Annotated in this window: 14 protein-coding genes; 13 read left to right on the top strand and 1 reads right to left on the bottom strand. The window is 65.4% G+C overall.

Annotated features, from left to right (window positions below; genetic code table 11):
* Position 1: 1 nt before the first annotated feature.
* The 13 genes from V2S85_RS21985 to V2S85_RS21925 all read left to right on the top strand — a co-directional run bounded on the left by V2S85_RS21985 (position 2) and on the right by V2S85_RS21925 (position 10,325).
* Complete coding sequence (locus V2S85_RS21985; RefSeq protein WP_330704946.1) at positions 2-406, top strand: CopG family transcriptional regulator; 405 nt, start codon at positions 2-4, stop codon at positions 404-406.
* Complete coding sequence (gene trbB / locus V2S85_RS21980; protein WP_419198226.1) at positions 403-1,428, top strand: P-type conjugative transfer ATPase TrbB; 1,026 nt, start codon at positions 403-405, stop codon at positions 1,426-1,428. The genes V2S85_RS21985 and trbB overlap by 4 nt, the downstream gene beginning before the upstream one ends.
* 3 nt (positions 1,429-1,431) lie before the next feature.
* Positions 1,432-1,770 (top strand): TrbC/VirB2 family protein, encoded by a 339-nt coding sequence (locus V2S85_RS21975; RefSeq protein WP_330704945.1) that lies wholly within the window; start codon positions 1,432-1,434, stop codon positions 1,768-1,770.
* Positions 1,767-2,051 carry a VirB3 family type IV secretion system protein gene (locus tag V2S85_RS21970; RefSeq protein WP_330704944.1) on the top strand — a complete coding sequence of 95 codons (285 nt, stop codon included), beginning with the start codon at positions 1,767-1,769 and terminating at the stop codon, positions 2,049-2,051. Before V2S85_RS21975 ends, V2S85_RS21970 begins: the two co-directional genes overlap by 4 nt.
* Positions 2,045-4,504 (top strand): conjugal transfer protein TrbE, encoded by a 2,460-nt coding sequence (trbE, locus tag V2S85_RS21965; RefSeq protein WP_330704943.1) that lies wholly within the window; start codon positions 2,045-2,047, stop codon positions 4,502-4,504. Before V2S85_RS21970 ends, trbE begins: the two co-directional genes overlap by 7 nt.
* Positions 4,504-5,250, top strand: a complete 747-nt coding sequence (trbJ, locus tag V2S85_RS21960) for a P-type conjugative transfer protein TrbJ (protein ID WP_330704942.1) — start codon at positions 4,504-4,506, stop codon at positions 5,248-5,250. Before trbE ends, trbJ begins: the two co-directional genes overlap by 1 nt.
* Positions 5,251-5,385: 135 nt before the next feature.
* Complete coding sequence (gene trbL, locus V2S85_RS21955; RefSeq protein ID WP_330704941.1) at positions 5,386-6,690, top strand: P-type conjugative transfer protein TrbL; 1,305 nt, start codon at positions 5,386-5,388, stop codon at positions 6,688-6,690.
* A 3-nt stretch (positions 6,691-6,693) separates the two neighbouring features.
* On the top strand, positions 6,694-7,518 hold the full coding sequence (gene trbF / locus V2S85_RS21950; protein ID WP_330704940.1) for a conjugal transfer protein TrbF: 825 nt from the start codon (positions 6,694-6,696) through the stop codon (positions 7,516-7,518).
* Positions 7,515-8,339, top strand: a complete 825-nt coding sequence (trbG, locus tag V2S85_RS21945) for a P-type conjugative transfer protein TrbG (RefSeq protein WP_330704939.1) — start codon at positions 7,515-7,517, stop codon at positions 8,337-8,339. Before trbF ends, trbG begins: the two co-directional genes overlap by 4 nt.
* Positions 8,336-9,514, top strand: coding sequence for a TrbI/VirB10 family protein (locus V2S85_RS21940; protein ID WP_330704938.1), 1,179 nt, complete (start codon positions 8,336-8,338; stop codon positions 9,512-9,514). The genes trbG and V2S85_RS21940 overlap by 4 nt, the downstream gene beginning before the upstream one ends.
* A 14-nt stretch (positions 9,515-9,528) precedes the next feature.
* Positions 9,529-9,759: a DUF2274 domain-containing protein gene (locus V2S85_RS21935; RefSeq protein ID WP_330704977.1), complete on the top strand. Its 231-nt coding sequence runs from the start codon at positions 9,529-9,531 to the stop codon at positions 9,757-9,759.
* Positions 9,756-9,944: a helix-turn-helix domain-containing protein gene (locus V2S85_RS21930; protein WP_330704937.1), complete on the top strand. Its 189-nt coding sequence runs from the start codon at positions 9,756-9,758 to the stop codon at positions 9,942-9,944. Before V2S85_RS21935 ends, V2S85_RS21930 begins: the two co-directional genes overlap by 4 nt.
* Before the next feature lie 243 nt (positions 9,945-10,187).
* The gene (locus tag V2S85_RS21925) at positions 10,188-10,325 is read left to right on the top strand and encodes a hypothetical protein (protein WP_330704936.1); all 138 of its coding nucleotides are present in this window, start codon (positions 10,188-10,190) and stop codon (positions 10,323-10,325) included.
* Positions 10,326-10,364: 39 nt separating this feature from the next.
* Here the strand turns inward: V2S85_RS21925 and V2S85_RS21920 are convergent, their stop codons facing one another.
* Positions 10,365-13,586, bottom strand: coding sequence for a hypothetical protein (locus tag V2S85_RS21920; protein WP_330704935.1), 3,222 nt, complete (start codon positions 13,584-13,586; stop codon positions 10,365-10,367).
* Positions 13,587-13,608 lie beyond the last annotated feature (22 nt).

Here is a 13,608-nt window from a genome sequence, read left to right as displayed (position 1 = left end):
CATGGCGGAAAAAGTACGCCACCAGCTGTTCCTGCCCAAGCCGCTCAGCGATCGGCTCGAAGCGCTAGCCGCCAAGCCCGGCGCGTCGAAGTCCGCGATCCTGACCGACGCGGTCACGGCTTGGCTCAATCGCCGCGGTGCCTCCGAACTCGAAGACCGGTTCGCGATCCGGCTCGACCGGATGACCCAAGCGGTTGGCCGCGTCGAGCGCGACACGCATGTGACCCTGGAGACGCTCGCGCTGTTCATCCGCTTCGAGCTGTCGATCCAGGCACCGCTTGCGGAGAACGACCAGGCCGGGCGCGCCCTGGCCGCCAAGCGCTTCGAGGCGTTCGTCCAGCAGGTCGGGCGCCAAGTGGCCGCCGGCCGCCGCTCGCTGGGTTGCTTGCCGGAGCAGCGGCCATGAGCGCCAGCGCCCCCACCACACAGTCCTCTGCCGAGCGCCCCGCCGCGGCCGCAGCCCAAAGAAAACGCCGCATGCTGGTTACCGCGCTCGGGCCCGACATCGCCGCGGCGATGCGCGACCCGCGCGTCGTCGAGATCATGGTTAACCCGGACGGCGCGCTGCGCTTGGACCGCCTTGGCGAGGGCCGGCTCGATACAGCGGTACGGCTGAGCCCGGAGCAGGCCGAGCGCATTATCCGCCTCGTGGCCTCCCACGTGCGCGCCGAAGTTCATGCCGACATCCCGATCCTTTCAGCGGAGTTGCCGCCGCATGCCGAAGGCCGGGCCGGCGAGCGCTTCGAAGGCGTGCTGCCGCCGGTCTCCAGCGCGCCCTGCTTCTCGATCCGCAAGCCGGCGGGGCGCCTCCACACGCTCGATGATTATGTCACGGATGGTCTGATGACGCCCGCGGTCGCCGCAGCGCTGCGCAGCGCCGTCGCGCGGCGCGACAACATCCTCGTCGCGGGGGGGACCAGCTCGGGAAAGACCACGCTCGCCAACGCCCTGCTGGCCGAGATGGCGGTGTGCGACGCGCGTGTCATCCTGATCGAGGACACGCGCGAATTGCAGTGCCCCCTGCCTGATACTGTCGCGCTGCGCACCCGGCCGCCGCACGTAACGATGACGCAGTTGGTCCGCTCGACAATGCGGCTGCGGCCCGATCGCATCATCGTCGGCGAGGTGCGCGGCCCCGAAGCGCTCGACATGCTCAAGGCGTGGAACACCGGTCATCCCGGCGGGATCGCGACGATCCACGCCAACAGCGCGCTCGCCGCGCTCTACCGGGTCGAGCAGCTCGTGCAGGAAGCGGTCCTCACCGTACCGCGACAGCTCATCGCCGAAGCCATCGACATCGTCGTGTTCATCGCCGGACGCGGAACCGACCGGCGCGTCTCGACCCTCGCCCGGGTGACCGGGATTTCTCGCGACACCGGCACCTACACGCTCACCGATATCCTCGACCCCGAACCCAAGGAGAACTGACCCATGACGCTTTCGCGCTATCGCTCCTGCGCCCACCGGCACCTGCTGCGCGCCGCCAGCCTGGGCTTCGCGCTCATCCTTACAAGCCAGGCCCATGCGTCGGGCTCGGGCATGCCTTGGGAAGAGCCGCTGCAGAAAGTGCTCGAATCCGTGCAGGGCCCAGTCGCCAAGATCGTCGCGGTGATCATCATCATCGTCACTGGGCTGACCCTCGCCTTCGGCGAGACCGCGGGCGGGTTTCGGCGGCTGATCCAGATCGTCTTCGGCCTTTCGATCGCCTTTGCCGCATCGAGCTTCTTTCTATCTTTCTTCAGCTTTGGCGGCGGAGCGCTGGTCTCGTGAGCGGGCCAGGCGGCTACGACGCCCAGCACATCGAAGGGTTCGAAGTGGCAATCCACGGCTCGCTCGGATCCCCGCTCCTCCTGGGCGGCGCACCGCGCGGGATTGCCATCGTCAATGGCACGCTCGCGGCAGCTGTTGGCCTTGGGCTCCAGCAATGGCTGGCCGGCCTTGCCCTGTGGGCGCTCGGACACAGCGTCGCGGTCATGGCCGCGCGCCGCGACCCGAGCTTCGGTCCGGTCCTGATCCGCCACTTGCGTCAGAAGGGGTTTCTCTCATGCTGAACCTGCGCGAATATCGCCCGCGCTTCGACCGGCTGGCCGATCACCTGCCCTGGGCGGCGCTGGTCGCGCCCGGCGTGGTGCTGAACAAGGACGCGAGCTTCCTGCGCGTCCTGCGCTTTCGCGGCCCCGACCTCGAATCCGCCACCGGGGCCGAACTGGTCTCCGCCTGCGCGCGGGCGAACAATGCACTCAAGCGGCTCGGCAGTGGATGGGCGCTGTTCTTCGACGCCGAGCGGCGCGAAAGCCATTCCTATCCCGACAGCGAATTTCCCGATACGGCGAGTTGGCTGGTCGAGCGCGAACGGCGCGCCGCCTTCGAAGCCGAAGGGACGCACTTCGAGAGCCGCTATCACCTGGCGCTGACCTGGTTGCCGCCGGCGGATGCGGCCGACACTGCCGGGCGCTCGCTGGTCGAGCGGCCCGATGCCGACGAAGGCGTGCTCAAGGGCCGCGACTGGCGCGGGGCGCTCGCCCGTTTCGTCGCCGAGACCGACCGCGTGCTCGACCTGCTCGCAGGGTTCATGGCCGAGGTCCACGCGCTCGATGACGATGCCTTGCTCGGCTTCCTCCATGATACGGTCTCCGACCGCAGCCACGCGGTCATCGCCCCCGAGACGCCGATGTATCTCGATGGGCTGCTCGCCGACACGCCGCTCGTCGGCGGCCTCGAGCCGCGCCTGGGCTTCCTGCAGGTCCGCACCCTCACGATCCTGGGTTTCCCGAGCCTCAGCCGGCCGGGCCTTCTCGATGCGCTCAACCACCAGGACTTCGGCTACCGGTGGGTTACGCGCTTCATTGCGCTCGACAAGGCTCAGGCAACAAAGACGCTGACCAGCCTGCGCCGCCAATGGTTCAACAAGCGCAAGTCGGTCACCGCGCTGCTGCGCGAGGTGCTCTACAACCAGCCGGCCCAGCTGCTCGACAGCGATGCGGACAACAAGGTGGTCGATGCCGACCAGGCCCTGCAGGCGCTCGGCGGTGACCATGTCGCGTTCGGCTACCTGACCATGACGATCACCGTCACCGATGCCGCGCGCGAAGCGGTCGAGGAGAAGGTCCGCAGCGTCGAGCGCATCGTCAACGGCCTCGGCTTCACCTGCATGCGCGAGGGCGTCAACGCGGTCGAGGCGTGGCTGTCCTCGCTGCCAGGCCATGTCTACGCCAACGTGCGCCAACCCCTCGTCCATACACTCAACCTCGCGCACCTGATGCCGCTGTCGTCGGTCTGGGCCGGCCCGGCGCAGAACGCGCATCTTTCGGGTCCGCCGCTGCTCGTCGCCAAGACTGCGGGCGCGACGCCCTTTCGCATCTCGACGCATGTCGGCGACGTCGGCCACATGATGGTCGTGGGTCCTACCGGCGCCGGCAAGTCGGTCCTGCTCGGGCTCATCGCCCTCCAGTTCCGCCGCTATCCGGGGGCGCAGGTCTACATCTTCGACAAGGGCAACTCGGCGCGGGCCGCCGTGCTGGCGATGGGCGGCGCGCATCACGCGCTCGGCTCCACGGACACGGACGGCGGCGAGCTTGCCTTCCAGCCCTTGGAGGGCATCGACGACATGGCCGAGCGTGGCTGGGCGGCGGAATGGGTCGCAGCCCTGCTCACGCACGAGGGGGTGGCGGTCGATCCGCACGTGAAGGACGCGGTGTGGACCGCGCTCGGCAGCCTCGCCTCGGCCCCGCGCGAGGAACGCACTCTCACCGGCCTTGCGCTCCTGCTCCAGTCGAATGCCCTGCGCGTGGCGCTGCAGCCTTATACGCTCGAAGGCCCCTACGGCCGGTTGCTCGATGCGGCCGAGCAACAACTCGCGCTCGCCGATGTCCAGTGCTTCGAGACCGAGGCGCTGATGGGCCGGACGGGCGCGGTCGCGCCGGTCCTGTCATATCTGTTCCACCGGCTCGAGGAGCGGTTCGACGGGCGGCCGACATTGCTCATCCTCGACGAGGCCTGGATCTTCCTTGACCATCCCTTGTTCGCGGCGCGGATCCGCGAGTGGCTCAAGGTCCTGCGCAAAAAAAACGTCGCAGTGCTCTTCGCGACGCAGAGCCTTGCCGACATAGCCGGCTCCGCCATCGCGCCTGCCATCATCGAGAGCTGCCCGCAGCGCATCCTGCTGCCCAACGACCGCGCCATCGAGCCGCAGGGCCATGCGATCTACAATCGCTTCGGTCTCAACGACCGGCAGATCGAGCTGATCGCGCGCGCCACCCCCAAGCGGCACTACTACCTCCAGTCCGCACGGGGAAACCGCCTGTTCGAACTCGGCCTCGGCCCGGTGGCGCTGGCGCTGTGCGGTTCCTCAGATCCGGCAGCCCAAGTGCGCATCGATGCCGTCCTCGCCGAACATGGCTCGTCGGGCTTCGCCGAGGCCTTCCTGCGCACAAGCGGCCTCGATTGGGCTGCCGACATCGTCGCCAGCCACCCTGTTGCCCCTAACCTTGAAGGAGAAAACTGATGCGTATGCCTACCGCGAAGCGCCTGAGCGCTTCCGCCCTTAGCCTGAGTGCGAGCGGCGCGCTGGCGCTGTGCATCGTCGCACCGAGCACGCCGGCCAATGCCCAACTCACGGTCTTCGATCCCAGCAACTACGCGCAGAACATCCTCACCGCCGCACGCACGCTGCAACAGGTGAACCAGCAGATCCAGCAGCTGCAGAACGAAGCGCAGATGCTGATCAACCAGGGCAAGAACCTGTCGCGCATCGACTTCCCGCAGCTCGACGCGATCAAGGGCAAGCTCGCCGCAATCGACGCGCTGATGGGACGCGCGACGAACATCGACTTCAAGGTCGACCAGCTCGACCAGAAGTTCGCCAAGCTCTATCCGCAGGACTTCAGCTCCGCGCTTACAACGGACGGGCGGGTGCGCGATGCACGCACCCGTCTCGAGGCCAGCATGGCCGCGTTTCGCCATACCATGACCGTGCAGGCCGGCGTCGCCGAGAACGTCCATGACGATGCCGAGGTGCTCAGCCAGATCGTCGAGAAGAGCCAGGGTGCACAAGGCTCGCTGCAGGCGCAGCAGGCAACCAACCAGCTGCTGGCCCTGGTGGCAAAACAGCAGCTCCAGCTCCAGCAACTGCTGGCGGCGCAGTTTCGCAGCGATGCCACCGAGCAGGCGCGCGAGGCCACGCAGGCATCGGAAGCGCGAACGGTTACCAAGAAATTCCTCGGCTCCGGATCGGCCTACACGCCCGACTAGCCCCCCTGAGGGCTTGGAGGCCCGATCCGGCAGGGCGGCGACGTCACCTCTCCCGTCGCCGCCGTCGCGAGGCGCGGCCCAGTTCCCCACCCGCGCCTCGCGACACCCCTTCATTTTCCTAGGAGGACATCTGCCTTGAATGACCTCAATGTCATCGACCGCTTCCTGACGGCGTTCACCACCTACATCGACAGCGGGTTCGGCCTGCTCGGCCCCGATGTCGGGTTCCTGACCGTCACCCTGATCGGCATCGACATCACCTTGGCCGGGCTGTTCTGGGCGATGGGCGGCGAGGACAACGTCATCGGCCGCTTCCTGCGCAAGATCCTTTATGTCGGTGCGTTCGCCTACATCCTGAACAGCTTCTCGACGCTCGCCGACATCATCTTCAAGTCGTTCGCCCAGGCCGGCCTGACCGCGGGCGGCGGTACGCTGAGCGCTGACGACCTGCTCAAGCCGGGCCGGTTGGCGGGCACCGGCTTCGAGGCGGCCTGGCCGCTCCTCGACCAGGCCAGCGACATGGTTGGCTTCACCACGTTCTTCGACAACTTCCTGACGATCATGGTGCTGCTGTTCGCCTGGGCCACCGTCATCGTCGCCTTCTTCATTCTCGCGGTGCAGATGTTCGTGTGCATCCTCGAGTTCAAGCTCACCAGCCTGGCCGGCTTCATCCTCGTGCCTTTCGCGCTGTGGAACCGGACGAGCTTCCTCGCCGAGCGCGTGCTCGGGAATGTGGTGAGTGCGGGCATCAAGGTGATGGTGCTCGCCGTCATCGTCGGGATCGGCTCGAACTTCTTTTCCGAGTTCACCGGCGCGATCAAGGGGCAGGAGCCCGATATCGGCGAGGCCATGAGCCTCGTGCTGGCCAGCCTGTCGCTGCTGGGCCTCGGCATCTTCGGGCCCACGATCGCCTCGGGCCTGGTGTCGGGCGCGCCCCAGCTCGGTGCGGGCGCCGCGATCGGCACCGCAGTCGGCGCTGGCGGCATCGCGATGATGGCAGGTGGCGCGGCCGTCGCAGGCGCACGCCTCGCCGGCGGCACCGCGCTCGGGGCCGTGCGATCGGGCACGGCGATGGGCTCGGCCGCCTCCAGCTCGTATGGCGCGGGCCCGAAAGCGTCCGGGAAGGCCTCCGTCGGCGCCGGCCTTGCAGGCGTCGCCCGCGCGGCGGGGACTGCGGCCAAAAGCCACGCCGCCGGGGCGATGGGCCTCGGCCAAGCCGCCACGCCCGGACCACAGGCGGCATCAGACATCTCGGGCCCGCAAGCGCCACCGGCGAACCCGTCCGGTGGATCGAGCCAGGGCGGCGCTCCGGCCTGGGCCCGGTCCCTGCGCGCCGAACAAACCAGCCGGAACCGCCGCCAGGTCGCGATCCACGCGCTCCAGCAGGGCGACCGCGGCGGCGGTTCCGCCGCGCCCGACATCAAGGAAAGGAACGACTGAGCCATGTTCTTCAAACGCAGCCTCCAGCGCTACGGGCGAACGCCGCTGCCCGAAACGCCCTACCAACGCGCCGGGCAACTGTGGGACGAGCGGATCGGATCGGCCAGGGTCCAGGCGCGCAACTGGCGGCTCATGGCCTTTGGCTGCCTGGCGCTTACCATGGGGACCTCCGCAGCGCTCGCCTGGCAATCGGTGCAAAGCCGGGTCACGCCTTACGTCGTCGAGGTCGACCGGCTCGGCGAAGCCCGGGCGGTCCAGCCTGCCGAGGTGGCCTACCATCCCAGCGATCCCCAAGTCGCCTGGCATCTGGCCCGTTTCGTCACCAGCGTGCGCTCGGTGTCGCTCGACCCGGTGCTCATGCGGCGCGACTGGCTCGAGGCGTACGATTTTGCGACCCGGCGCGGCGCGCAGTTCCTGGGCGAATATGCCCGCAGCGCGGCACCGTTCGCGCAAGTCGGCGAGCGCTCGGTCTCGGTGCAGGTGACGAGCATCGTGCGCGCGTCCGATACCTCGTTCCAGGTCAAATGGACAGAGACCGCCTATGAGCGCGGTTCCGAAGCGGGAACCAGCCGCTGGACGGCAATCCTCACGATCGTAACGCGGCCGCCCGCATCGGCCGAAGTGCTGCGCCGCAATCCGCTGGGTATCTACGTCGATGCCATCGACTGGAGCCGCGAACTCGACACGGTCCAGCCCCAACGCGCACCGGCGCAGGCCCGGCCAGCAACGCCTGCGCTGGCTCCATCGCCCGTCAACATCCCGGTCGGATCTCCGCTCGATCCGACCGGCCGCGTGCAGCCATCCAACCCCCAGGAGACGAAACAATGAACCTTGCCTTCTTGCCGGCATGCGCCGGCCTCGCGCTTGCGAGCCCCGCCCTCGCGCAGACACCGGTGCAGCAGGTGGCCGCTGCCACCGGCGCAGCCACCGTGCGCCCGACCGCGGGCGGGTTCGTCGCCGGTGCCCATGTCTATCCTTATGCGGAGAGCGCGATCTTCGAAGGCTATGTCGCTCCCGGGCTCGTTACCGACCTTGCCCTCCAGCCGGGCGAGGCGCTGGTCGCCGTCGCCAGCGGCGACACCGCCCGCTGGGTGATCGGCGATACCACCAGCGGGGCGGGCGAGACCCGGCAGACGCATGTCCTGGTCAAGCCCTTCGCGGCCGGGCTCATTACCAACCTCGTGATCACAACCGACCGGCGTGCCTATCACGTGCGCCTGGTCAGCACGCGCGGGACAGCGATCTCCTCGATGCGCTGGACCTACCCGCAGGACGAGTTGCTCGCCTTGCAGCGCAAGGCCGATACGGCGCAGGCCGCCCTGCCCGTCGCCGCCGGTATCGCCGTCGAACGGCTGCATTTCAACTACGCCATCCTGGGCGACCAGCCGGCGTGGAAGCCGCTGCGCGCTTTCGACGATGGAACGCGAACCTACATCGAGTTCCCGGCCTCGCTCGGCCAGGGCGAGGCGCCGCCGCTGTTCGTCACGGGCTCCGAAGGCAAGGCCGAACTGGTGAACTACCGGCAGCGCGATCGCTACTACGTGGTGGATCGGCTCTTCGATGCGGCGGAACTCCGGCTGGGCCTGAAAAAGCAGCAGGTGGTCCGCATCCTGCGGGTGGCCGCGCCCAAGCTGCGGAGGGGCGCATGACCGAGCCTGTCACCGCGGCCGTCCCGCCCAAGGTGGATCCGGAAACGCTGCAGCTGCGCGCGCGCCCTATCCGCGCGATCCGCTTCCGCCGCGGCATCATTATCGGGGCCGCCGCGCTTGGCTCGGTGAGCCTGGTGGGCATTGCCTGGATGGCGCTAAAGCCGCAAATGTTCCGCCAGGTGGCGCAGGACAGCGAACTGTCCCAGCCCTTGGCGAAGCCAGTCTCGGACACGCTCGCCGGACTGCCCTCCAGCTATGGCGATGTCCCGAAGCTGGGGCCCGCGCTTCCCGGCGACCTAGGCCGTCCGATCCTGAGCGCCCAGCGGGAGCGCGCCGAGAGCGAGACATCATCGGCCCGGAGCGATGATACCGAGGCGAGGCGGCAACAGCGCCTGGCCGAAGCGAAGGCCGCCCGCGAGTCCGGACTGCTGGCGCAGCTCGCGTCCAGCCAAAGTCCTTCCAACGCAGGTTCGTCCAACGCGTCAGTGACGCAAGGAGAACTGCTGGCGGGCAAGGATGCGGGCACTCCGGAATCCAAGCCGACGCGCAAGGAGCAGTTCGCGGGCGAGCGCAGCGATGCCGCGACGGCCAATTCGCACGGGATCGTCGCACCGTTTTCGCCCAATACGCTGCTCACGGGCAGCGTGATCTCGGCAAGTCTCATTACGGGCTTGAATTCGGACCTGCCCGGGATGGTGATCGCCCAAGTGACGCAAAACGCCTACGATACGGTGACCGGCCAGATCCTGCTGGTGCCGCAGGGCGCCCGACTGATCGGCAAGTACGACAGCGTCGTCGCCTACGGGCAGCGACGTGCGCTCGTCATCTGGCAGCGTCTCATCCTGCCGAACGGCAGTTCGGTCCAGCTCGACAATATGCCCGCTACCGACCAGTCGGGATATGCCGGTGTTGCCGACAAGGTAGACTTTCACACCTGGACGCTGCTGAAAGGCGTCGCGATCGCAACGATGCTCGGCGTCGGTACTGAACTGACGATCGATGGAGAGAGCGACCTGGTCGAGGCTATCCGCGAATCCGCCCAGACCAACACCGCCCGCGCCGGCGACCAGATCACCCAGCGCAATCTCGACATTCAGCCGACGATCACGGTCAGGCCCGGCGCGCCGGTACGCCTGCTGGTAACCCGCGACCTGGTCTTGGCAGCGTGGCGATAGCAAAGGAGACAATCATTTTGGACCTGAAGCTTGGCAAGCTGCCCGACCGCACGCCAGTTAAGCTGGCGATCACGATCACCCCGGATCTGCAAAACGCACTGCAAGCCTATGCCGCTTTCTACGCGGCGCGATACGAGGTGGAGGAGCCGGTCGTCGAACTGGTCCCGGCGATGCTGGCAGCATTCCTGGAAAGCGACCGCAACTTCATGCGCGCCCGCGAGGCCGCGCGGAAGGCAAGGGCATGATCGAGCGAGAATGGGAAAAGAAGCTCGAACCGTTGACCGTCCGGATTTCAACGGCAGTGCGCATCACTGGCCTGAGCCGATCGCGCATATACGAGCTCATCCAGTCGGGCGACTTGGAAACCGCGAAGGTGGGGCGGGCCACCCTAATCCAGTATCAAAGTCTAAAGAAGCTCACCCAAAGCTGAAAGGCTACATCTGGGACTTTTCCGACTGTCCGCTTCGAATCCGCGAACTGGGGAAAGCCGACCTTCATCTTACGCTGGAGCGCGCGGGCCGAGGCCGCGCGGACCAAGCCGTGCATTTCGGCGAAATCATTCGTCTATCAACCGATGGATCGCCGTCGCGTGACTTTGTTGCGTCCAACGGGTGGGGAAGACTAAGAAAGCGATCGCTCACACAGCGGGGAGGTAAAGTACCTCTCTAAACTGATGAAGATCGTCCATGATCTCATCGCGATGGGCATCACGCAAGTGAACCGGGACGGGGCGTATTTCGTCGTGCGTGTCACCGTCGTGACGGGGAAGCCGCTGGCGGATCTTTCTGAGCAATCAGGCGAGCAAAATTAGCAGGCCGATGATAGCTGACTGTGATGCTTATCTGCGAAGCTACTTCCTGAACATGTTAAGGCGTATGTCATCGTCCAAAAAGCCGCCCTGCTTCCAGGATGAGATGAACTTTCGATCCTGCAGCCACGAAGCGAATGCGCGGTTGACCTCGCTGTCCTTAATCCTGGGTGTTGCCCAGCCCGGTCGGATGTCCGGCATAGGAGCTGGAAGCAGCGCCAAGAGGTCCCTCACCTCCGTATCCTCCAGACGATCCTGGAGGATGTTGAAAAGCGAGATCTGCGTCTCGAGGGGGCGGGAACGCAGTATGACCGCGTGCATTCCCTCTGCGTCCAGGTTCTCGATAACGACGCCCGTGCGAGCGAGGATGCGGCCGACGAGAGCGGCCCGCGAAGGCCTGTCGCGAAGCACGGATAGATCCATCGAGCGGATGATCCTAAGACGGCTGTCATCCGCGATGTCGGTCTCGAGGACCCGCTCCTTCAGATCCTCGCTCACATTCAACTCGTCCTCGAGCCTGAAAAACTCGTCGATGTTGCCGGTCACAAAGGCTGCGGCCAGCGAGACGTCGTCTTCAAGCTGCGCCAAGGCACCAGCCGAGAAGGTTATGCGGTCGAACTTGACCAGAGCCCGGCGCTTTTCCTCGCCGAGGCCTTCCGGGAACGACTTGAACCGGGTCGGCAGGACCTTGAGGTAGGCTTCGTAAGCCTCATCGCTCAGCGCGCTGTTCTCGATGATGAACTTGCGCAGAGTGAACGCGGCGTCTCCGCCGGGAAGCCCATATTGGCCAAGCGTCGCTACCGTATGGGGACGGTCGAGAAAGCCCGTCAGGATGTCCGGGTCGAATGTCTCCTGTCCGATAAAGAAGAGGCAGTTATCCCACGTCGGCTCGATCCTCCCCATCTCGACCAGCGCGGCGTGATAGTCAGAGGGGGCCTGCTCCATCTCGGGGAGAGGGGCCGTCTGACGCTCGAGGAAGCGGAGGACAAGGTCGCGATCCACATCCGCGCGGGCTAGGATGCGCAGTATCGCGGGGACGCCTTCGGACCGGTTATCCGGCAGCTGGAGCAACACGTGTTCCAGATATTCGCCGAACTGGCGCTCGACCTTCGACAGCAGCGGTTCGCCTCCCGCTTCGAGGACGAGGGTGTAGTTCCGTTCACGCAATCGTCCGTCGCCCTCGATGCCCAAAATGGCCTCGAGCACGAACTCCAGGTTGCTGACGGAGATCTCGTAGAGCCCTCGTTCGTAGAACATTCCTACGAATCCGGGATGGGTTTCCAGCGTGGACAGGTCAGTGACCTCGAAGTTGAGCGACCGCAGACGGTCGGGAGCGATGTCAACTCCGAGCGCGAGGATCGTGGGTAGGTCCGACGCCAGGAAGTCCGTGAGCTCGGGATGACCTTCAGCGAGTGTCTCCAACTGCCTGATTGGCAGGTGGCTCAGAATCCTGGCCACGTGGGTCTGAGAGGCCGGACTGTCTAAAATGCCCTGCACGAAACCCTGCCAGCCAGACGTCAGCATGGACAGCAGCGTCGTGACCGCCGTGCCGCTCGCGTAGTAGGCGCCGAGGAACTCCTCGCACTCGTCAAAGTCGGACGCGATGAAGCCGATGAGGCGCGACGTCTGGGCCGAGTAGGAGGACGGATCGGCGAGCAGGCAATCCACGATCCTGACGTTGAGGGCGTAGTTCCTCCCGAAGTCCTCGTCGCGCATCGCGAGGATGACCTCTCTGGCGTTGTCGATCTGGAAGTTCGGATCGGGATTGCTGAAGCCGCGTATCCGGATCAGGAACTTGTTGTCGCTTGGCGAGAGCCGGCCAGAGTGGAAAAGCGAGGTGTACTGGTAGTAGGTGTCGTCGAGATAGCCCTCGAGCACCAGAAAGCGCGCCAGATCGGCATTGTCTCCGAACGCTTCGAACATGCCGTCGAGCAGTTCCGAGCCTTCCCTGAGGATCTCATTGAACTTCATCATCCGTACGCGCGACAGCTTCGCCCTGAGCTCGGCGATCCTCTTGGTTACGCTCTCCCTGGCGGTGGCGGACCGACCCTCGACCAAAGACGCACGCTGCGCGAACGTCGCACCGCCCTTCAGCTTCTCCGAAAGGCCGCCAAGCGATATGCGCTGAAGCCCCTGATAGGGACCGCTGACGTAAACATAATCCGAGGCCAGAAGCGCATCCAAGCTCTCGCTCTTCAGCAGCCCCGTCACCGGGATCTGGCTGTTCTGATTGGCTCCGACGTAGGTGGCGCCTTCAGGGATGATTCCAATGAGCGCCATCGCGTAGATGGCGCGTAGCTCGGCCATGTCCTCGGGCAGCTGCCTATCGCTGGCCTCCACAATGGCTTCAAGACGGACGATCTCGGCCATCAGGCTGGCCTCGCTGGTCGCGATGTACCTATCGTGATCATGCAGGATCTCCGCCAAGTCCCCCCGTCCCCGGTGAAGCTTCTCGAAGTCGCTCGGGAACACATTCTTGTAAATCAGGACGGCCAGCAGCTTAGTCGCGTCGAGGTTGGTCTCGCCCTCCGGTTCGAGGTTTGCGACGTATATGGCGTACTCGTTGAAGATATTCTGGATGAGCCTCAGGTCGGTGAGATACCTGGACACCTCCCGCACGAACTGCTTGTCCAACCTGCCGTCAATAGAAAGGCGCTTCCCCTGCTCGAGCACCTTGTCGATCGAGTTCGAGCTGTTGATGATCGGGATGACCGGGATGATGAACTCGAAGAACTTGGTCCGGTCGGTGCTGACGAAGATGTCGTCTCGAATGGCGTAGAGGAAGCGGACCTTCCGTCTCACCCCGATGTTCGCGTTCACGAGACTGTTGATCTCGCGCAACGTCACGAATATCTCCGGATTATTGAACCTGTCCAAGTCCTCGATCACGACCAGGTCATATTTCGTCGATTGGAAGAAGTAGATGATCTCGTCGAGGTGACGGTTGAGTATCGACTCCTCGGTCACCGCGTTGGGCGAGATTTCGATGTCCTTGAGCGAGATGCTCTTCAGCGAGATGCCGAAGCTGGCGATGTATATTTGGTGGAAGATCAGCCAGAGGAACCCCCCGCCAACGGCGAAGACGATCAGGTTAAACAGATTCTCCAGTCCGAAGGGCTGGAAGTACGCACCCGACATGATGGCGTCTCGCTTCTGGATCAGCTGGAGACCCGCAAAAACCGGGTAATTTCTGGCGAAGCGGGCTGGTTTGATGACGTCGAGGCTTCGGGGCGCACCAAGGGCATCGTTCGGACCAATTTCCATCATGCCCGGCGTTGATTTCGCC

This window comes from Novosphingobium resinovorum (genome assembly GCF_036352595.1).
Classification (GTDB): domain Bacteria; phylum Pseudomonadota; class Alphaproteobacteria; order Sphingomonadales; family Sphingomonadaceae; genus Novosphingobium; species Novosphingobium resinovorum_B.
The sequence above is the reverse complement of the archived record's forward strand: the minus strand, read 5'-3'. Positions and strand labels throughout refer to the sequence as shown.

Coding starts and splice junctions, on each gene's coding strand:
- trbB (WP_419198226.1), top strand. CDS start 403: ATGAGCGCCAGCGCCCCCACCACACAGTCCTCTGCCGAGCGCCCCGCC.
- V2S85_RS21930 (WP_330704937.1), top strand. CDS start 9,756: ATGATCGAGCGAGAATGGGAAAAGAAGCTCGAACCGTTGACCGTCCGG.
- V2S85_RS21940 (WP_330704938.1), top strand. CDS start 8,336: ATGACCGAGCCTGTCACCGCGGCCGTCCCGCCCAAGGTGGATCCGGAA.
- V2S85_RS21925 (WP_330704936.1), top strand. CDS start 10,188: ATGAAGATCGTCCATGATCTCATCGCGATGGGCATCACGCAAGTGAAC.
- V2S85_RS21985 (WP_330704946.1), top strand. CDS start 2: ATGGCGGAAAAAGTACGCCACCAGCTGTTCCTGCCCAAGCCGCTCAGC.
- trbE (WP_330704943.1), top strand. CDS start 2,045: ATGCTGAACCTGCGCGAATATCGCCCGCGCTTCGACCGGCTGGCCGAT.
- trbF (WP_330704940.1), top strand. CDS start 6,694: ATGTTCTTCAAACGCAGCCTCCAGCGCTACGGGCGAACGCCGCTGCCC.
- V2S85_RS21975 (WP_330704945.1), top strand. CDS start 1,432: ATGACGCTTTCGCGCTATCGCTCCTGCGCCCACCGGCACCTGCTGCGC.
- trbJ (WP_330704942.1), top strand. CDS start 4,504: ATGCGTATGCCTACCGCGAAGCGCCTGAGCGCTTCCGCCCTTAGCCTG.
- trbG (WP_330704939.1), top strand. CDS start 7,515: ATGAACCTTGCCTTCTTGCCGGCATGCGCCGGCCTCGCGCTTGCGAGC.
- V2S85_RS21920 (WP_330704935.1), bottom strand. CDS start 13,586: ATGGAAATTGGTCCGAACGATGCCCTTGGTGCGCCCCGAAGCCTCGAC.